The organism is Streptomyces sp. SM18 (assembly GCF_002910775.2).
In the GTDB taxonomy this organism is placed as follows: domain Bacteria; phylum Actinomycetota; class Actinomycetes; order Streptomycetales; family Streptomycetaceae; genus Streptomyces; species Streptomyces halstedii.
The window spans coordinates 7,378,210-7,396,277 of record NZ_CP029342.1 but is presented as its reverse complement, the minus strand read 5'-3'; the positions used below and the strand labels follow the sequence as shown (position 1 = coordinate 7,396,277).

The following is an 18,068-nucleotide window of genomic DNA, read 5'->3' as shown; positions in this document are numbered from 1 at the left end:
AAGGGGACCGTCAACCGCGGACCGGAGCGCTGATCCCGGTGTCGGAGAGGTCGTTGTAGACGTGCTGTTCGGCGATGAGGCCGTCGCGGAGGACGAAGACGTCGACGTAGCGGACGCCCTCGAAGGGCCGGCCGCTCAGGTCCTCGCCGTAGAGGGTGCCGAGCGAGGTGATGGTCACCAGGCCGTCCGGGGCGGTGCCCGTGAAGTACCGGTCGCGGTGCTTGCGCACCCACCGGTAGCGGCCGCGCTGGTCGGCGGCCATCTCGGTCAGGGAGCCGTAGCGGGCTCCTCCCGGGAAGACGATGCGCGGTCCCGGGGCGAGCAGCGTGCCGGCCTCGTCCAGTTCGCGGTCCTCGCAGAGCTGGAGGTACCGGTCCACGGTCTCGGCGGGGGTGAGCGGTCCGGCGCCCATCAGCCGGCCTTCTGCCGCAGGGTCGACTCCCACTGGTCGCGCAGGGGCCGCTCGGCGGGGCCGCTCTCGGTGATGATCCTCATGAGTCCGGCGAGGGCCGCCTCACGCCGGCCGTCCAGCACTCGCTGCTCGTCCTCGGTGGGCCGCATGGCGTCGAGTTCGCCGCCGGTGAGGACGCCGTGGCGGACCAGCAGCGCTTCCAGGGCGTGCAGGCGCTGGGTGGTGACGTGCAGGTCCGTGGTGAGCTGGAGCAGCAGGTCGAACAGCTTGCCCGTGTTGCGGTCGCGGAAGTAGTCGAATTCCTCGGTCATGATCGCCTCAGTTCTCCGGCTTGGTCGCGGTCAGGACGGCCCAGGGGAAGTGCCATTCACGGCGGTCCCCCCAGCCTTCGGGGCGCTTGCCCTCCCGGCGCTCGTCGAAGGGCGTCCAGTCGGCGCCGGTCAGTCCGGCCTGGGCGCAGATGTCGAGGAGGTCGGTCGCGAACAGGTCGCGGAAGAAGGGCTCGTTGTTGCGCTCGGCGTGCTCGTGGATCGTGGCGTCGCGGAAGGGGTCGCCGGTGGGGTGGAACTCCAGGAAGCTCATGGTGCCGCCGGGCCTGAGCAGCCTGGCCGCCTCCCGGACGGTCTCGCGGACCGCCTCGGCGGGCATCTCGTGCAGCACCATGGTGCCGGTGACGACGTCGCAGGAGGCGTCGTCGATACCGGTGTTCCGGCCGTCCCCCTGCCGGTAGGTGATGGCGGCGCCCTCGGCCTCCGCCTCGGCGTGGGCCAGGCGCAGACCGGGAGCGGCGAAGTCGATGCCGATGACCTCGGCGCCGGGGTAGCGGAGCGCCAGCGGGCGGGTGCTCTTGCCGAAGCCGCAGCCGATGTCCACGACCCTGGCGGCGGCGGGAAGGTCGGGCAGCGCGGTCTCGGTGAACAGGCGGTGGAACTTGTAGCCGTCGTTGTCGCGGAGCATCACGATACGGGCGCCGAGTTCGTACACGTAGGCGCTGAGGTCGTCGGAGTAGAAGCTGCCGGGCTGGATGTGGATGTCGTAGTCCGTGTACCAGTCGGGCAGTTCGACGTCGGAGTCGAGTTCGAGAGTGCCCTGAGGGGTGTCGGGCAGTTCGTCGAGCTGTTCGCGCAGTTCCCCGGCCCGGCTGACGACGGCCTCACCGACGGTCTTCCACAGCATCTTCTGCTGTACGCGCTCCAGGTGGCTGTACCAGGGGTACAGCCTGAGTTCCCGCAGGCGGCCGGTGGCGTCGTCCACGCTGTCGGCCACCGGGCCGGTCGCCCGGTACTCCTCGGCGAGGGCCGGGTAGACGGTGTCGGACCAGCGCTTGCGCAGCGCCAGGATGAAGTCGACGGAGGAGCGTTCGTCCAGGGTGAGCTGGTTCTCGATGTCGATCATGTGTCTCTCCTGTTCAGGCGGGGCCTTCGGAGCAGGCGGGACCGGACGGGGCCACGGGGGCCGACCGGGTGGTGAGGGGACGGGGGTACGGCTCGAAGGGCGTACGGGCGGGGGATGCCCGCCCTCGCGGGACGTGAGGCGCGGTGAGCCGGCGGGAGCGGGACGTGTCGGTGCCCGGCGGGCCGGAGGGGTCGTTCCGGGGGCTCGTGGCCCGCGCACCGGCGAGCGGTCACCGGGGGCGGGAGTCGGCCGCCCGTGGTGGTGTCGGCCGCCAGGGATGGTGTCGGTCGCCAGGGGTGCGGCGGCCGGCTGTCGTGCCTGCCCGGGTGGGGCGCTGTGCGGTTACGGGGAGTCAGTGGGTGTCGGCGAGGAGTCCGGCGCCGGTGACGGCGTCGGTGAGGAAGGTTCCGGCGAGCCGGCCTTCGTATCCGGCTTCCAGCGCGGTGCGCGGGGCGTTGGCGTCGCCGACGACATGGACGCGTGGCGCGTCGGTGCGGGCGTCGAGTTCCCGGTACAGCGTGTCGTCGGCCACCGGCAGTCCCACGTCCACGACGGCCGTGACGCCGGTGAGTTCTTCGGTGTGGCCACAGAGGGTGTCACGCAGGACGACCGTGTCCCCGTCCGCCGTCACCACGTCCCGCATGAGGTGCGACCTGATGCCCAGCTCTCCCATCCGGGTGGTCAGGGCCAGCTTGGAGTAGGTGGTGATCTTCGAGGCGAACGAGGCGGTGGGCGACACCATGTGCACCCGCACGCCCTCACGGGCCAGGGCCTCGGCGACGGAGGCCGCCGCCCAGGTGCCCTGGTCGTCGCGGACGAGGACCGTGCCGCGCAGTGGGGAGCGGGGGTCCCGGAGGGCGCTGATCGTCTCCAGGATGTCGAACACGGGTGGTCCGCCGGGCAGTTCGCGGCGGCCGGGCCGGGCACCGGTCGCCACGACGACGTCGTCGAAGCCGTCCAGCCGCCCCCCGGGCAGCAGGTCGTCCGCCGTCACCCGCTCGCCCAGCCGTACGTCGACGGCGCGACCGGCGAGTTCGCGGGCCAGGTCGGTGACCATCAGCCCGAGCCGTTCACGGCCCGGGACCGTGGCCGCGACGGAAATCCGCCCGCCGAGGGCCGGTCGGGCCTCGGCGAGGGTGACCTCGTGGCCGGCACGGTCCGCGGCGAGAGCGGCTTCCATCCCGGCGGGGCCGCCCCCGACGACCAGCACACGCCGGACCGGGGCGGGCGGGGCCGCCCGCAGGGCCGCCCACTCCCGTTCCGCGCCGACCTCCGGATTGACCACACAGGCGATCGGCAGGTTCGCCTCCAGCCGTCCGACGCACCCCTGGTTGCAGGCGAGACATGAGCGGACGTCGTGCGGGCGCCCTTCCTCGGCGCGGCGGACCAGATACGGGTCGGCGATGTGCGGGCGGGCCAGTCCGACCAGGTCCGCTTCGTCGGCGGCGACGAGTGCCGCGGCCTCCGGCAGGCTGTCCAGCCGGCAGACGGCCAGGACCGGTAGGGCGGGGATCTCCCTCTTGAACAGGGCCGCGTGGTGGCGGAACTGCGCGTGCCGGAAGCTCATGTCCGCCATCTGCGTGCCCAGTGAGTAGCTGCCGTGGTAGGCGGCGTGGCTCACATGGACGTACAGCAGGGGGAACTCCCGCCTCAGCACGTCCACGATGCCGACCATGTCGGGGGGTGTGAGCCCGCCGGGGAGGAACTCGTCCGCGCTGACGCGGATGCCCGTGGGGAGTCCGGGTGCCTGGGCGAGGACCTCGGTCAGCACCTCGCGGGCGAACCGGAGCCGTCCGTCCGGACTGCCTCCGTAGGCGTCGGTACGGGTGTTGGTGAAGGGCGAGAGGAACTGCTCGATCAGGTGGCCGTGCCCGAGGTGGATCTCCACACCGTCGAATCCGGCCTGTCGCATACGCCGGGCCGCGGCTCCGAAGGCACGCACGACGGTGGCGATGTCCGTCCGGCCCATGGCGTGCGGGATGTGCGTGCCGGCCGCCCACGGGGTGGTGCCCGGCGACCACGCCGCGGTGCGGGTGGCGTCGCCGTTGGCCTGGCGTCCGGTGTGCAGGAGTTGGGCGAAGAGCTTGGTGCCGTGGGTCTGTACGGCCCGGGCGACGGCCTCGTACGCCGGTACGGACGCGTCGTCGAAGCTGCCGAGGCTGATGTGCCGGCCCGCGCTGGTCGGGTGGACCCGTATGCCCTCGGTGACGATCAGCCCCACGCCGCCGCGAGCGCGCTCGCCGTGGTAGGCGGCGAGCCGCCCGGTAGGGCTGTTGGCATGGCCGAAATTGGTGGTGTGCCCGGGGACGAACACCCGGTTCCGCAGATGGACCGAGCCGAGACTGATCGGGGAAAGCAGAGTGCTGATGTCCGTGCTTGTCACCTATGATCCCCCCTATCCGAGGGCCGGCACTCAGCGGCGTTCCATTGACAGGTACGCCGTTCGATTGAACGGAACACTAAGGAGTCGGGTCGGGCGGGTCAATCAAGACTCACCAGTAACTTACGAGACTGGCATGCGACTGTTTTCGGCCTCATCACGGCAACGGGTGCGCCATCGACCGGCCGCCACATGGACCCGCGCGCACCGCGCGAGGCCTGGCGCCGCCGGGCGGCAAGGAACCTGGCGGTGGCGGACGACGGGCGGGACGCCCGGTCGCACCGAGGCCGTCGCGACGGCGGGCGGAAGCCGACGGGCTACCGGCGCGGCGGCTGACGTAGAAGCAGGTGCGTCAACAGGCCTGGCGATAGGGGCTGTTGGCGAACTGGCGGGCGCCAGTCACCGTCACCGCATCAGCCGGATGGGTGCGCACACGCCCCGGACGGGGAACCGGCACGGACATCGGCGGCGGGGGCACTTCCACCGCCACAGACACGGGCGGATCGCCGCGCACCACAAGAATTGATTCGACTGGCCGTCACATGCTGTCAAGAAGCCGGGAATTGGGACGGGCACGCCGGAGCGGGCTCCCCACAGGTGTGCCACCCACCGCCCGCCAACTGAAGAAAGTTTCCGTCAGCGCAAACCTTTCGCGCAGCTCATCGAAGCGGACCGAGGTCTAGACCACTAATGAATCGGAAAACTGTTTACCGCGCCCGCCCGACTATGGCTCACTATGACGTGCTCACGTCAGGTAGACGCGCGTAGATCCCCTCGCTCCGCGCGTAGATCCCTCTTTCTGTCTGTCGCGCCGTCTCCGGCGCGTCCGAGATCCACCGCACCGCGGCACCACCGCTCGGCACCATCGCATCTCGCCCCCCACCAAGCAGGAGGACACACCATGTTCCCCCGGAGCCTTTCCCGTTCGTCCACACAGAAGAGACTCACCGCGGCCGGCGTGCTCGGCATGAGCGCCGCTCTCACGCTCAGCCTGATGTCGGGCAGCGCCTCCTCGGCGCCGCTGCCGTCCGACAGCGCCGTGCCGCCGGGCCAGGGCTACATGGGCGTCGGCTACGTCCAGGACAGCAAGGACTTCAAGCCCGACACCCGGCAGCTGAACCTCGACAAGGCCCCCGCCACGGACCTCCTGGCCAACCCGGCCGGCGTGGACATCTCCCACTACCAGGGCAGCATCAACTGGGGCTCGGTACGCGCGGCGGGCATCGAGTTCGCCTGGATGAAGGCGACCGAGGGCACGTCGTACAAGGACCCCACCTTCAGCACCAACTACCTCGGCGCCTACAACGCGGGTGTGATCCGGGGGGCTTACCACTTCGCGCGACCCGACCTCTCCGGCGGCGCGGCACAGGCGAACTTCTTCGCCGACAACGGCGGCGCCTGGTCACGCGACAACCTGACCCTCCCGGGCGTGCTGGACATCGAGGGCAGCTGCTACGGCAAGTCGGCCGCCGCGATGCAGTCCTGGATCCTGGACTTCTACAACACGTACAAGGCCCGCACCGGCCGCGACGTGGTGATCTACACCAGCCCCAGCTGGTGGAACTCCTGCACGGGCGGCTGGAGCGGCATGTCCACCCGCAGCCCGCTGTGGGTGGCGCACTGGACGTCGGCCGCCAGTCCGAGCATCCCGAACGGCTTCCCGTTCTACACCGTCTGGCAGTACACCTCGACCGGTTCGGTGAGCGGCGTCTCCGGCAACGTCGACCGTGACCGCTTCGGCGGCGACCGCTCCCGGCTGCTGGCCCTGGCGAACAACACCCCGTGACGGCGGGCCCGGGGCGCACGGCAGCCACCTGCGTACGCCGGGCCCTCGCGCCGCGTGCCGGAGCGGAGGACTGATCCGCTCCGGCGCGCGGTGCCTCCTCCCCCCACCTCGCAGTCCGCGAAGGAGAAGTCCATGAGCGCGACACCGCGGCCCCACGTCCTCAGCAGGCGCGGCGCCCTGCTCGCCACAACGGCCGCACTGGCGGGCGTACTCGGGCCGGCGGGCCGTACGGACGCGGCCCCACGTGCCGTCGGGAAGTCCCCCACCCCCTCCCGGGCACCTGCCTCCTCGGCCGCCCTGACCCCGGCCCAGCGCGCCGGGCAGTGCGTGATCCACTCCTACCCGGGGCTCACCCCGCCGGCCCGGCTGATGAACGCGATCAGGGAGGGCCGTACCGCCGGAGTGATCTTCTTCGGCGAGAACATCGAGAACCTGACCCAGATCGAGGGCGTCGTCCAGCGGATGAACGCGGCGCACGCCTCCTCCCCCGTCAAGGCCCCCCTGCTGCTGATGACCGATCAGGAAGGCGGTCTGGTACGCCGTCTGCCCGGCGAACCGGTGCTCTCCGCGAAGGAGGTCGGCGCTTCGGCCGACCCGTCCGCCCAGGCGGAGTTCACCGGTGGTGGCGCGGGCATGAACCTCGCGGGCGTCGGCATGAACGTCAACCTGGCCCCGGTGCTGGACGTGTACCGGAAGGCGGGCGACTTCACCGACCAGTACAAGCGGTCGTACGGCAAGGACCCGGCGGCGGTCGGCAGGTGCGGCGCGGCCTTCGTCACCGCCCAGCAGGCCGCGGGGGTGGCGGCCACCGCCAAGCACTACCCCGGCCTCGGCCCCGCCGCCGCGAACCAGAACACCGACCTGGGCCCGGTCACCCTCACCACGTCCGCGGCCACCCTGCGGAGCATCGACGAAGTGCCGTACGGCCAGGCGATAGCGGCCGGGACGAAGCTGGTCATGCTGTCCTGGGCGGTCTACCCGTCCCTGGACGCCGACCGTCCGGCGGGGCTCTCCCCGACAGTGGTGGGCCAACTCCGCGACCGGCTCGGCTTCCAGGGCGTGACGGTCACGGACGCGCTGGAGGCCGGGGCGCTGAAGTCCTACGGCGGCACGGCGCAGCGGGCGGTCCTGGCGGCCGGGGCGGGCATGGACCTGATCCTGTGCTCGGCCCGCGACGCCGCTCAGGGGGACCAGGCGGTGACGGCGCTGAGCGACGCCCTGACGGCGGGCACGCTGGACGGGGCGGCGTTCGACGCGGGCGCGGCCCGGGTGGCGGCCCTGCGCGGGTGGCTGGCCTGACGGGGGCCCGGCCCTGCCGCCCTGCCCCGACCGCCCCGCGTACACGGGGCGCGGAGAGGCGGGGCGGCATCTTTGCCGCCCCGCCCCTCACGGCGTGCGGAACCCCCGGAACGTCACCGGCCTGCGGGTCGTGAATCCGAGCCGTTCATAGAGTGCCGTCGCCCGTGTGTTCGCCTCCGCCACGTGCAGGAACGGGCGTTCGCCGCGTGCCGTGACGCGCGCGGCCAGCGCGCCGACCAGGCGGGCGGCATGGCCCCGCCCGCGTGCCTCGGGGGCGGTGCAGACGGCGCTGATCTCGGTCCAGCCCGGCGGTCGCAGCCGTTCGCCCGCCATGGCCACCAGCACGCCCCGGTCGCGGACGCCGAGATGCGTACCGAGCTCATGGGTGCGCGGCCAGAACGGCCCCGGCCGGGTCCGTGCCACGAGGTCGAGCATCTCCGGCACGTGGTCCGGGCCCAGTTCGACCACACCGGTCTCGGCCGGTGCCCCGCCCGAGCGGCTCTCGCCCCGCCAGATCATCTGGCGGCCTTCCAGGACGAACACGGGCTCCCAGTCCGGCGGCGGGACGGCCGGGCAGCTGAACATGTCCGCGAACTGCCCCGGGCCCAGCAGCCGGGCCAGCTCCGCCCACTGGGCCTCGTCCGCGTCCGGGGGCACCACCGAGAAGGTGGCCACCTCCGGCAGATAGGTGGCGGCCCGGCCGAGCCGGCGGCCCAGATGGGCATGGCCGCCGCTGAGGGACTGACCCACCGGGTCGTCCAGCGCCAGGGTGTCGCCGTTCAGCGTCGCGTCGTACCTCACGCCCCCATGATGCCCTCTCGCGGATCATGGGCGTGCCCCGGTGCCGCCGCGCCCGTACGAACGGTCGCCGGAGACGGACGCGCGCCCAGGCGACGGCCCGGCCACCGGCCCGGCCTCCAGGTCGCGCCCTCCGCGCACGGCAGCGCACCGGTCCGGGGCCCGTGTCGGCCGCCGGACCGGTGCCGCCGTTCACACCGCGGGGAAGAACCGTCAGGCGGGCGTGCCCGTTTCGACCGCGCGCCGCTCCGTGCCGCCGGACACCCGCGCCGCGGGGTCGCCCGCGACGCTCAGCGTGCGCTCGCGCCCCAGGCGGGGGTGGAGGAGGACGAAGGCGAGGACCGCCGCCAGGAACGTCAGGCCCGCCGACACGATCAGGCACAGCCGCATGCCCTCCAGGAACGCGTCACCGACCGCGCCCCAGACCTGACCGGCACCCGGGCCGAGGGCCATCGAGCCGACCGCCCCGAGGCCGCCGTCCCGGGTCGCGGCGGTGACCTGGTCGGCCAGCGCGCCGTCCACGCCCGCCTCGGAGAGGTGGCCGGGCAGGGAGGAGACGGCGCGGCTGGTGAGCAGGGCGCCGAGCACGGCCGGTCCGAGCGCGCCGCCGACCTGGCGGAAGGCGTTGTTCCCGGCGGCGGCCATCCCGGCGAGCGGGTGCGGTACGGACGCGACGGCGGTGGCCGTCATCGGCGTCGTCACCAGCCCCATGCCCAGCCCGAGGAGGAGCAGCCGCCAGGACAGCGAGCCGAAGGACGTACCGGCGTCGGCGCCGAGCAGGGTGAGCAGAGCCGCTGTCACCATGAGCAGACCCGTGGTGATCATGAGCCGGGGCGAGAGCCGGTGCATGACGCGTCCGGCGATGCCGCTGACGATCAGGGCGGCTCCGGTGATCACGAGCAGCCGCCAGGCGGTACCGAGGGTGTCGAGCCGCTGGACCATGCCGAAGTAGAGGCTCAGCACGAAGAAGAAGCCGATCATGCCCAGGAACATGATCATCGCGACAAGGGTCGTGGCGGTGAAACCGGGGCTGCGGAACAGCGCGAGGTCGAGCATCGGGTGGGCGGAGCGCCGCTCGGTCAGGACGAAGAGGACGCCGCTGACGACGGCGACGGCGAGCGCGACGACGACCTGGGTGTCGCCGAAGGACCCGGCGCCGCCCTCGATGACGCCGTAGACGAGCGCGATGATGGCGAGCGCGGCGGTGATCTGTCCGGGCCAGTCCAGCCGCCCGGCGCGCGGCGCCCGCGACTCGGGCAGCGCCCGCAGGGATATGACGACGGCGACGAGCGCGACGGGGAGCGGTACGAGGAAGATCCAGCGCCATTCGGCGTGGCTGAGGATGGTGCCGGCCAGCACGCCGCCGACGGCGAGCGAGCCGAGCAGGCACATCGCCCAGATGCCGATGAACTTCCCGCGTTCCCGGTGGTCGGGCACGGCGTGGCTGATCAGGGCCAGCGTGGTGGGCAGCAGCGCGGCGGCGCCGAGTCCGGACAGCGCCTGCCCGGTCCAGAGCTGGCCGACCGAGTGCGCGGTGAGGGAGGTGGCGGCACCGGCGGCGGAGAGCAGCAGCCCGGCGACGAAGACCTTGCGCCGGCCGTGCACGTCGCCGAAGACCCCGGCGGTCAGGATGAAGGCCGCCATGGGCAGCACGAAGGCGTCCGACACCCAGGCCAGTTGCGAGGTCGTCGTGGACAGCGCCTGCTGGATGGCGGTCAGGCTCACCGAGACGCTGGTCACCGGCAGGTAGGCGACGAAGACCCCGAGGCAGGCCATGACGATGGTCGCCCCGCGGTGGGGCACGGCTGAGGGCGGTGACTGGGACAACACGACTCCTTCGGGGCGCCGGGGTGCGGCGCGGGGAACAGCAGACGAGAGGCGGGGCGGCCGCGAGGGCGCGTCCCTTCGCGGGGGGCCTCGGCGGCATACCGGGCGGGCCGCTCCGGTCGCCGTCGACCGGGGACCGCGGTCACGACCGTCGAGCCTCCCCGAGTCTCCACCGAAAGCGGTCTTTCCATCAAACCGAGCGGGCGCATCCAAGGGAAACCGCCACCAGAAGACGCCGGGCGCCATACTTACCCCATGCTCGACACCCTGGACAGCCATATCCTCCACGCCCTCCATGTCGCACCCCGGGCGCCGTTCCGGCTGGTCGGAGAGGTGGTGGGCGCCTCGGAGCAGACCGTCGCCCGGCGCTACCGGACGATGCGCCGCGGCGGCACGGTACGGGTGGTGGGGCTCGTCAACCCCGCGGTGCAGGGCCTGGTGGCGAGCGTGGTCCGGATCTCGCTGCGCCCCGACCGGACCGACGCCTGCGCGGAGGCGCTGACCCGGCTCCCCGAAGTCTCCTTCGCCACCATCTCCTTCGGCGGCTCGGAGATCGTCTGCTCGATGGCGGCTCCCCACGACGGACGGATGCCGGAGGTACTGCGCCAGCTCGCCCGCACCCCGGGCGTCCTGGCGACGGACCCCCGCATGATCCTGCACACCTACTCCCCGCCCGGCGCCGACTGGGGGCGGCTCGGCCCCTCGCTCCCCGAGGAGGCGGTGGAATCCCTGCGCGCGCACGGCCCGCGTATCGCGCCGCGGGGCCCGCAGGTCGAACCGCAGGAGGAGGACGCGGCCCTGCTCGCCGCGCTCGCCGAGGACGGCCGGGCGAGTCAGGCCACCCTCGCCGGGCGCACCGGCTGGACCACGGGACGGGTCGCCCGGCGCCTGGAGGTCCTGGAACGCTCGGGCACCCTCTTCTACGACGTGGACCTGGCGCTGGAAAAGCTGGGCTACCCCTTCAGCGCCGCGCTGTGGCTGAGCACCTCCCCGGCCCTGCTGCACGAGACGGGCACGGCCGTCGCCGCGCTCCCCCGGGTCGTCTTCGCCGCCGCCACGACCAGCGCCCAGAACCTCATGGCGATCGTCATGTGCACGGACACCGCCGACTTCTACGACTGGCTCAGCCGCCGGCTCTCGACGGTCCCCGGCATCACCGGCTACACGATCAGCGTCCGGCTCCGCACCCTCAAACAGGCCGCCTCACTCGTCTACCAGGGGCGGCTGGTGGCACCGCCCCGCTGAGTGAGCGCTGTCCGGGCCCCGGAACATCCTGGTGTCCGACGGGCCTCAGAATGTGGCCAGGTACGTGCCACCCGGAGCCGGGGAGCCGACCGGAGCGAGCCGCCGTCCGCACCGTCGGCGCCGGGCTCCGTCGCGTGGACGCGTCAGGGGCGTTCCCACACATGGACGTCAACGCAGAGGTTCGGCTCGGCTTCTGTGGACCACTCAGCCGAGTGTCACGTCCGATCCGAGCGGCCATGCCGGCCTCTGGGCCGGAGTAGGGCGCAGGGCGCCGCTCCCTTGCCTTTTCCGTGCCCCAGGGCCCATGATCCATCCTTGCAGACCGGCGTACAGAGTCCGGGCATTCGCCACGGGGAAGGTGCATTCATGCTGGTGAAGCAGGCGATTCGGGCAATAGCGATCGCCACCGTCCTGGGACTGTCGCTCGCGGCGTGCGGGACGCGTACCGGCTATGCCAATGATGCCGACATACCGGAGTCGCTGGGCACGGACGGAACGACGATCGTGGTCGGCGACGAGGGCGCGGATACCACCATCCGGCTTTTCGAGGATCTGCGTTGCCCCGCCTGTGAGGAGTTCGAAACACAGGGCGCCGGGGCCGAGCTGAGCAAGCTGGCTCAGAAGGGTTCGGTGCAGGTTCATTACACACTGGCGTCCTTCCTCGACGACAAGCTCGGCGGCAACGGCTCGAAGAAAGCCGCGAACGCGCTGCGCGCTGCACTGGAAGAGGGCAAGTTCGTCGAGTACCACCAGGTCCTCTACGCGCATCAGCCGGATGAAGCGCTCGACGGCTTCACCGACGGGTTCCTACTGAAGATGGCATCCCGCGTGGAGGGCCTGCGCGGGCCGGACTTCGACGCCGCGGTCAGGACCATGCGGTACCAGGACTTCGTCACCGCGTCCGAGAAGGCCTATCAGGAGTCCAGTGCCTATGGCACGCCATCGCTGGAACTCAGTGGCGTGAAGCTGCCGGAGTTCGAGAGGGGCTACCTCAGCCAGTACACCGAGTCGTCGCCCGTGTGGACCACAAAGCCCTGATACCTCCCGGTCGGCTCCCCAAGGACGTCGCAGCGGGAGGAGGGCACCCGCCCGTCGGCGGGCCGTGCACGATCTCCGCTGGACCGCTGGGCACGTGGCCGTGCTGGGTGGCGTGAGCGCACGCGCGTCGCCATGACGAAGTTGGGTTCGTGCGCCCGTCGGCGAGGACCTCGGCCGAGTACCGGGTCCACTCGGCGGGGACGTGGGGCGGCTGAGGTACCGGCCTACCAGCGGCGGCCCCGGGTAGCGTTCTGTCAGGCGGCGGCAGGGCGCCTGGCATCGCGTTGCGGCGCGAGGACGGTGGCTCCGGTGACACCCGAGGCGAACAGGATCGTCGCGGTGACACCGGCCAGCGGGGACGTCGCTTCGTGGAGGGGCCAGGTCCAGGGGAATGGCCGTCCGCCCGGGCCGAGACCGATCAGCGCGCAGAGTACGGGAACGAGAGCGACGGCCAGGGGACCGTACTGGCGGCCGGCGAGGTACTGGACGATGAGGCCGGCGCCCAGGTACCCGACTACGTTTCTGGCCGCGGCCAGAGGCATGGAGGAGTCCGCCGCGTAGCTGCCCGCCAAGCCGAGAACGGTCGTCAGAAGGGCCGCCGCTCCCAGCATGCCCGCCTTGTAGCCGGCCGTCGGGCGGACCGCGGTGGTGTCGTAGACGCGGGGTACTCGGTTGAGCGCGTGCAGGATGAGGGCCGCCGGGACGGCCGGAAGGACCAGGGCTACCGGGACGCCGGTACTCGTACCGGCGAGCAGGGACGGGATCGGCAGGACGGATCCTTCGAGGAGCGGTGCCAGCAGCATGGTGGCGGTGAGGACCGCGGTGGTGAGTGCTGTGGTGTGCGCGCGGTGCCACCAGTTCACGGGGTGCCCGCCTTGGTGGTGTAGGAGGCAGGGGCGAGATCGGGCAGGACGGCGCAGTCGCGGACAGAGCGCATGTTGCGTTCGTACCAGGCGTGCTGGGCTTGTGGGGGCAGGGCCTGGATCTGTTCGGCGAGGGCGATGGCTTCGGGGGGCCAGCGCTGGGCGAGGTCGTTCTTGGGGACGCCGCCGGTGAGGGAGAGCCAGGCGTATATGGCGATCATGGCTTCGTCGCCGGGGTAGGCGGCGCCCTGGCGCAGGGCGCAGGCGGGTACGTCGTTGGGCAGGGGACTGGTGGCGACGTTGGAGGCGACGTTCGTACGGTCCGGGCGGGGTTCGCCGAACTCGACTTGGCGGGCCGGGGCGACGCCGACGGCTGCCAGGTGGGCGGTGGTTTCCTTGGCCCACTGGCTGATGCGCGCTTCCTGGGTCCGCTGCTCGGGCCACAGACAGACCTGGGGGGCGTGGCCGGAGCAGGTGCGCAGTGAGGTGTCGCGGGCCTGGGTGCCCTGGAATTCGAGGGGGACGGCCAGGACGAGTGCCACAACGGTGACAAGGGTGAACGCGCTCAGGGACAGCAGGGGGCGCAGGAGGCGATGGTGCAGTGCTGAGCTGAGGACGACAGCCGTCACGATCGCGAGGGAGAAGGTGACCGTGGCCATCAGGCTGCGGGCGGAGGGTTCCTGGTCGAGGCCGCAGCACTCGCTGACGCCTTGTCCGTTGAGATGGCGCAGCCAGGGCAGTGCGCCGATGGCGGCGGGCCAGAAGCCCCACAGGTAGCCGAAGATCAGCATGGTGGCGGCACCGAGGAGTTTCGGGGTGCGGGTGCCGATGAACCAGCCCAGGGCGATGTGGGCGAGGATCACGCTGTAGGAGACGGCGAGTATCGCCGGGTTCGGGAAGCCGGACGTGGACGCGACCGATGTCGTGACGACGGCGAAGGGGGCGATCATCGCGATCAGGCCGAGTACGGCGATGGGGCCGAGGTGCAGGGCTGCCACGCTGAGCAGCCCACGGGCCGGGGCGAGTGCCGTGATCCCGCCTTGTTTGATCCGGGCGGCTTCCCAGGCTGCTGCCGCCCCGCAGGCGGCGCTGATGAAGCCGACGACGATGGTGGTCTGTGAGCTGATGGAGGGCCAGTAGGCGATGGCGGACTCGGTGTTCTGGGCGCTGAACCACACCAGAACCGGGATGAGGATCAGAGCGGTCCACACGGCGGCGCCCGAGCGTAGGAGTGTCGCGGTACGCACAGCTCAGATCTCCCCTCGGACCAGGCCGCGGTAGGCGCTCTCCGCGCGCCGCTCGTACGGGGTGCCGGCGGGGGCGGTAGCGAAGAAGTCGCTCACCGGTCCTCGGAAGACGGGCCGGCCACGGTCGAAGACGAGGACGGTGTCGTAGATGTCGGCGAGGTCCTCGGTCTGGTGCGTGGAGACGATGAAGTGCACCGAGTCACTCAGTTCGGCCAGCAGGTCGCGGAAAACTCCCCGCTGGACCGGGTCGAGCCCCGCGGTCGGCTCGTCCAGGAGAACGACCTCGGCCTGGTGCACGAGGGTTTGGGCGATGCCCAGGCGGCGTAGCTGCCCGCCGGAGAGTTCGTGGCTCTTGCGCCCGCCCAGCTCGGTGAGCCGGACCTGTTCCAGTGCGGTGGCCGACCGGTCCCACGCGTCGCGTTTGGACAGGCCTTTCAGCCAGCCCACGTAAGCGGCTTGCTCGCGCACGGTCAGGGCCGGGATGGCTTTCACTTCCTGCGGCAGCCAGCCCACCTTCTGCCGGAACGCCCGGCGGTCCCGCCTCCGGACGCTGTCCAGGCGCCCCAGGGTGATGCGCCCCGACGCGGGGGCGAGACAGGACGCGCCCAGCGAGAGGAGCGTCGACTTACCCGCGCCGTTCGGGCCGAGCAGGACGGTGCACCCTTGCGGGAGGTCCGTCGTCAGGCTGTCCAGGACAGGAGTACCGGCCCGGTAGGCGAAGGAACAGTCCATGTAGTGCAGTGGCACGCAAACCCCAGGTGAGTAATGACTACAGGCCCAGACGGTGGTGTGGGGTGTGTGGTTGCAACGACACACCCCACACCACCGTGAACCGGTCAGTACCGCACCGTGACCGTGGAGACACTGAGAGGGGCCGGCAACGGAGTCCTGCCCGTTCAGGTTCGCGTAGTTGAATTGCTGATCGTTTCAGAATGACTCTTGCGCCGGTCGCCGCCTCACGTCAGCCGGGGTCCTGCATTGAGCAGTACTGCAACCCGCTGGGCGATCTCGTCTGGTGCCAGCTCGAATGCCCAGGGAAGTCGTTCGACGCCGTCACGGACTGGCTTCTCATCGCGATCCAGGGGAATGCACCGCCAGTCGCGGCCATGCCGCCAGAACAAGACCACCCCGTAAGGCCATGCGGGTTGATTGGTGGTCCACCAGAACGCTGTCCCGCGATCTTCTTCGTGGCGCTCGTCAGGGCCGTGACCAAGGGCGGCGCAAGCCGCTGCGAAATCGGCATCGGCGGTACGTCGATCCTCCCAGAACGAAATCACGCGCCGATCTTATCGATTGCTTCAGAGAGTCCAGGATCTTACATCTGAAGGTCTTGATCGGCAGGCTGTCCGGGTGTGTGCCGATTTTGTTCCGGATGCCCTGTGGAGCGCGTGGCCCCGCTACTGGCGCCCGTTCCCGAGCGCCGTCGTCGCTACCCCCGGACGCCTGCGTGTACCGGACAGGGCGGCGCCGGCGGGCGTGATGTACCTGCTGCGGACCGGTGTTGCCGGCGTGACGTACCCGCGGAGACCGTGGGCTGCTCCGGAGTCACGGCATGGCGCAGGCTGCGTGACTGGACCGAGGCCGACGTGTGGCCCCGCCTGCACGTCGCCCTGCTCACCGAGCTGCGGCGAGCGAACCTGCTGGGCCTGGACGACTGCGCCGTCGACGGCGCGCAGGTCCGGGCTCTGAAAGGGGGACCACGTGGGCCCCTCGCCTGTCGACCGAGCCCGTCCAGGCTGCAAGCATCACCTGATTGTCGACCGGCACCAGTTGGCCGTCACTCTCAGCGGCGGCGACCGCCATGACGTCACCCAGTTCCTGCCGCCGCTGGACGCTGTCCCGCCGTTCCGGGGCCTGCGGGGACGCCCGCGGCGCAAGCCCCGGCACTTGTACGCCGACCGGGGCTACGACGTCGACAAGTACCGGCGTCTGCTGCGGCAGCGCGGCATCAAACCGATGATCGTCCGACGCGGTGTCACCCACGGCTCTGGGCTGAGCGGCGTCCGCCGGGTGGTCGAGCGCGCCTTCGCCTGGCCGCACCAGTTCAATCGCCTACGCATCCGCTACGAGTGCCGCGCCGACCTCCATCAGGGCTTGCTCGAACTCGCCTGCGGCATCATCTGCCTCCACCGCCTCAGAACTCCATACTGAAACGGTCAGTTACGTCGCCGTCCCTGTTGACGACGGCGTCGGGCAGGCCGGGCGCGGGCCTTCTTCTGCTTCATGTCAGCTCGCCACTCGGCGTTTCCGGTCAGGGCCCGCAGGCGTGCGGACACCCCTTCGGTTTCGGCTACCGAAGAATCTGATAGCCGGCCTGGCTCTTGGTGACCAGTCCTTCGACCACGAGTTCCTCGATGAATTTGGTGCGGTTCTTCTTCGGTACGTCCGACAACGTGAACTTGTCCCAGTAGGCGTCGAACTGGCTGGCCTGCCGGCCGGACCCGTTCGCGTGGGTTCGTTCGTAGTCCCGGTACGATCGAGCGAGCGCCTTGGCATAGGTGATCGCCCTGAGTGCGAATTGATGCATCTGGGCTTCGGTGAGTACCGAGCCCGTGGTGACCTGGCATTTGATCTTGGTCGCCTCGTACGCCTCGGGCCGTTCCTCCGGGCTGACGCCCGCTCTGAACAGGTCGTTGTCATCCGGCCTGTTGTCCCAGGTCAGGCTGTTCGACTGTCCGGTCGTCCTGGAGGTGACCTTCGCCGAGATGTCCTTGGGCACCATGACGGTCTGATAGCCACCCGTGCTCGACGCGTAGGTGACGCTGAATTCGACGTCGTCGCCGTTGCTGGCGGCCGTCAGGTCCCGCTCGATCTTCCGCCAGGCTCCGGACTGCTGGTTGAGGGACCACTGCGGCACGATGTTCTCGCAAACGTCGACGCCACCGACTTCCAGGCCCATGATGTGCCCGCGGTCGTATCCGGCGCCGGCGAAGAGGTCGGACCAGACGTCGGCCTCGGTCAGTGAGGTGGTGGCCTGGCCGTTGGCTACCGCCTGGCGGTACTGGGCATGCAGGCTCGTGACCGCGAGGGGGTTGGGCGCTCCGGGCCGACCCGTCGTTCCGGTCTTCTTGATCTGTCCGGTCACTGTCGTGGGACGTCGGATCGGGATTCCGTGGAGGGGGGTGGCGCCGGCCTTGGACGGGGTGAAGCTGCTGAGGGTGGCGGCCTCGTCAGACATGACTATCCGCTGAACGGACTCCGCGTCCGCTGACGGAACGTCCTGTCCAAGGTCCTCCACCAGAGTGGAGCCGCCGGCCATCACTCGCGTGGCATTGTTCTCCGCATCCCGCTCGTAGCGGTCCGAAGGGTCGGAGACCTTGAGGCCGGAGCCGTTGTCAGTTCCGGCTACCGGGCCCTGGCGCTGCTGGATGACATGGGTCAACTCGTGGGCGAGCGTGTGCTTGTCCGCTCCGCTGTCGCCTATGACGATGTGGTGTCCGGAGGTGTAGGCGCGGGCGCCGATCTCGGCGGCGGAGCGCTGCGCTGCCGCGCCGGTGTGCAGGCGGACGTGGGAGAAGTCGGCGCCGAGGCGGTTCTCCATGTCCGAACGCGTGGCGGCGTCCAAGGGCCGGCCACCAGTGCGCAGGACGTTGTGTACGGCGGAGCGCTGCACCGGGGCCTGTCCGGGCCGCTGGTGACCACAGCCCTCACCGTGTTGACGTCGCACCAGGGCTTGCGCACCGGGATGTCCGGCCTGGCGCAGCATCTGGACGACCGCGGCGTTGCCGGTGCTGCGCTGAAGGGCGAGCAGCACCATGGAGGCGGGGATTGCGGCGGG

General features: G+C 70.9%; 15 protein-coding genes and 1 pseudogene. 5 read left to right on the top strand and 11 right to left on the bottom strand.

Annotation, left to right across the window (positions count from 1 at the left end):
• Positions 1 to 10: 10 nt before the first annotated feature.
• The 4 genes from B9S64_RS32705 to B9S64_RS32690 all read right to left on the bottom strand — a co-directional run bounded on the left by B9S64_RS32705 (position 11) and on the right by B9S64_RS32690 (position 4,190).
• Positions 11 to 412 (bottom strand): nuclear transport factor 2 family protein, encoded by a 402-nt coding sequence (locus tag B9S64_RS32705; RefSeq protein WP_103493383.1) that lies wholly within the window; start codon positions 410 to 412, stop codon positions 11 to 13.
• Positions 412 to 723, bottom strand: coding sequence for a hypothetical protein (locus B9S64_RS32700; protein WP_103493384.1), 312 nt, complete (start codon positions 721 to 723; stop codon positions 412 to 414). The genes B9S64_RS32705 and B9S64_RS32700 overlap by 1 nt, the downstream gene beginning before the upstream one ends.
• A 7-nt stretch (positions 724 to 730) precedes the next feature.
• Complete coding sequence (locus tag B9S64_RS32695; RefSeq protein WP_103493385.1) at positions 731 to 1,807, bottom strand: methyltransferase domain-containing protein; 1,077 nt, start codon at positions 1,805 to 1,807, stop codon at positions 731 to 733.
• Between the two features lie 352 nt (positions 1,808 to 2,159).
• Positions 2,160 to 4,190: an FAD-dependent oxidoreductase gene (locus B9S64_RS32690; RefSeq protein ID WP_103493386.1), complete on the bottom strand. Its 2,031-nt coding sequence runs from the start codon at positions 4,188 to 4,190 to the stop codon at positions 2,160 to 2,162.
• 898 nt (positions 4,191 to 5,088) lie between these two features.
• Here B9S64_RS32690 and B9S64_RS32685 point away from each other — a divergent pair.
• Positions 5,089 to 5,973, top strand: coding sequence for a GH25 family lysozyme (locus B9S64_RS32685; RefSeq protein WP_103493387.1), 885 nt, complete (start codon positions 5,089 to 5,091; stop codon positions 5,971 to 5,973).
• Positions 5,974 to 6,105: 132 nt separating this feature from the next.
• On the top strand, positions 6,106 to 7,272 hold the full coding sequence (locus B9S64_RS32680) for a glycoside hydrolase family 3 N-terminal domain-containing protein (RefSeq protein ID WP_103505272.1): 1,167 nt from the start codon (positions 6,106 to 6,108) through the stop codon (positions 7,270 to 7,272).
• An 87-nt stretch (positions 7,273 to 7,359) separates the two neighbouring features.
• Here the strand turns inward: B9S64_RS32680 and B9S64_RS32675 are convergent, their stop codons facing one another.
• On the bottom strand, positions 7,360 to 8,073 hold the full coding sequence (locus B9S64_RS32675; RefSeq protein ID WP_375153037.1) for a GNAT family N-acetyltransferase: 714 nt from the start codon (positions 8,071 to 8,073) through the stop codon (positions 7,360 to 7,362).
• 210 nt (positions 8,074 to 8,283) lie between these two features.
• Positions 8,284 to 9,846, bottom strand: a complete 1,563-nt coding sequence (locus B9S64_RS32670) for an MFS transporter (RefSeq protein ID WP_103492949.1) — start codon at positions 9,844 to 9,846, stop codon at positions 8,284 to 8,286.
• A 306-nt stretch (positions 9,847 to 10,152) separates the two neighbouring features.
• Between B9S64_RS32670 and B9S64_RS32665 the strand changes: the two genes are divergently transcribed.
• Positions 10,153 to 11,142 (top strand): Lrp/AsnC family transcriptional regulator, encoded by a 990-nt coding sequence (locus B9S64_RS32665; protein ID WP_103492945.1) that lies wholly within the window; start codon positions 10,153 to 10,155, stop codon positions 11,140 to 11,142.
• A 366-nt stretch (positions 11,143 to 11,508) separates the two neighbouring features.
• On the top strand, positions 11,509 to 12,180 hold the full coding sequence (locus tag B9S64_RS32660; RefSeq protein ID WP_103492944.1) for a thioredoxin domain-containing protein: 672 nt from the start codon (positions 11,509 to 11,511) through the stop codon (positions 12,178 to 12,180).
• Between the two features lie 254 nt (positions 12,181 to 12,434).
• Here the strand turns inward: B9S64_RS32660 and B9S64_RS32655 are convergent, their stop codons facing one another.
• The 4 genes from B9S64_RS32655 to B9S64_RS34265 all read right to left on the bottom strand — a co-directional run bounded on the left by B9S64_RS32655 (position 12,435) and on the right by B9S64_RS34265 (position 15,567).
• Positions 12,435 to 13,043, bottom strand: coding sequence for a hypothetical protein (locus B9S64_RS32655; RefSeq protein WP_103492943.1), 609 nt, complete (start codon positions 13,041 to 13,043; stop codon positions 12,435 to 12,437).
• On the bottom strand, positions 13,040 to 14,290 hold the full coding sequence (locus B9S64_RS32650) for a hypothetical protein (RefSeq protein WP_103492942.1): 1,251 nt from the start codon (positions 14,288 to 14,290) through the stop codon (positions 13,040 to 13,042). The genes B9S64_RS32655 and B9S64_RS32650 overlap by 4 nt, the downstream gene beginning before the upstream one ends.
• Positions 14,291 to 14,293: 3 nt before the next feature.
• The gene (locus B9S64_RS32645) at positions 14,294 to 15,037 is read right to left on the bottom strand and encodes an ATP-binding cassette domain-containing protein (protein WP_103492941.1); all 744 of its coding nucleotides are present in this window, start codon (positions 15,035 to 15,037) and stop codon (positions 14,294 to 14,296) included.
• A 209-nt stretch (positions 15,038 to 15,246) separates the two neighbouring features.
• On the bottom strand, positions 15,247 to 15,567 hold the full coding sequence (locus tag B9S64_RS34265; RefSeq protein ID WP_146060164.1) for a hypothetical protein: 321 nt from the start codon (positions 15,565 to 15,567) through the stop codon (positions 15,247 to 15,249).
• Between the two features lie 73 nt (positions 15,568 to 15,640).
• On the opposite strand from B9S64_RS34265, the pseudogene B9S64_RS32640 reads away from it, so the two are divergent.
• A pseudogene (locus B9S64_RS32640) lies at positions 15,641 to 16,441 on the top strand (IS5 family transposase).
• Between the two features lie 139 nt (positions 16,442 to 16,580).
• On the opposite strand, the gene B9S64_RS32635 reads toward B9S64_RS32640, so the two are convergent.
• Positions 16,581 to 18,047: a DUF4157 domain-containing protein gene (locus B9S64_RS32635; RefSeq protein WP_258037990.1), complete on the bottom strand. Its 1,467-nt coding sequence runs from the start codon at positions 18,045 to 18,047 to the stop codon at positions 16,581 to 16,583.
• Positions 18,048 to 18,068 lie beyond the last annotated feature (21 nt).

What these genes read in the sequence shown, in the direction of transcription:
- B9S64_RS32705 (WP_103493383.1), bottom strand. Translation starts at nt 412, where the DNA reads ATGGGCGCCGGACCGCTCACCCCCGCCGAGACCGTGGACCGGTACCTC.
- B9S64_RS32700 (WP_103493384.1), bottom strand. Translation starts at nt 723, where the DNA reads ATGACCGAGGAATTCGACTACTTCCGCGACCGCAACACGGGCAAGCTG.
- B9S64_RS32695 (WP_103493385.1), bottom strand. Translation starts at nt 1,807, where the DNA reads ATGATCGACATCGAGAACCAGCTCACCCTGGACGAACGCTCCTCCGTC.
- B9S64_RS32685 (WP_103493387.1), top strand. Translation starts at nt 5,089, where the DNA reads ATGTTCCCCCGGAGCCTTTCCCGTTCGTCCACACAGAAGAGACTCACC.
- B9S64_RS32680 (WP_103505272.1), top strand. Translation starts at nt 6,106, where the DNA reads ATGAGCGCGACACCGCGGCCCCACGTCCTCAGCAGGCGCGGCGCCCTG.
- B9S64_RS32670 (WP_103492949.1), bottom strand. Translation starts at nt 9,846, where the DNA reads ATGGCCTGCCTCGGGGTCTTCGTCGCCTACCTGCCGGTGACCAGCGTC.
- B9S64_RS32665 (WP_103492945.1), top strand. Translation starts at nt 10,153, where the DNA reads ATGCTCGACACCCTGGACAGCCATATCCTCCACGCCCTCCATGTCGCA.
- B9S64_RS32660 (WP_103492944.1), top strand. Translation starts at nt 11,509, where the DNA reads ATGCTGGTGAAGCAGGCGATTCGGGCAATAGCGATCGCCACCGTCCTG.
- B9S64_RS32635 (WP_258037990.1), bottom strand. Translation starts at nt 18,047, where the DNA reads ATGGTGCTGCTCGCCCTTCAGCGCAGCACCGGCAACGCCGCGGTCGTC.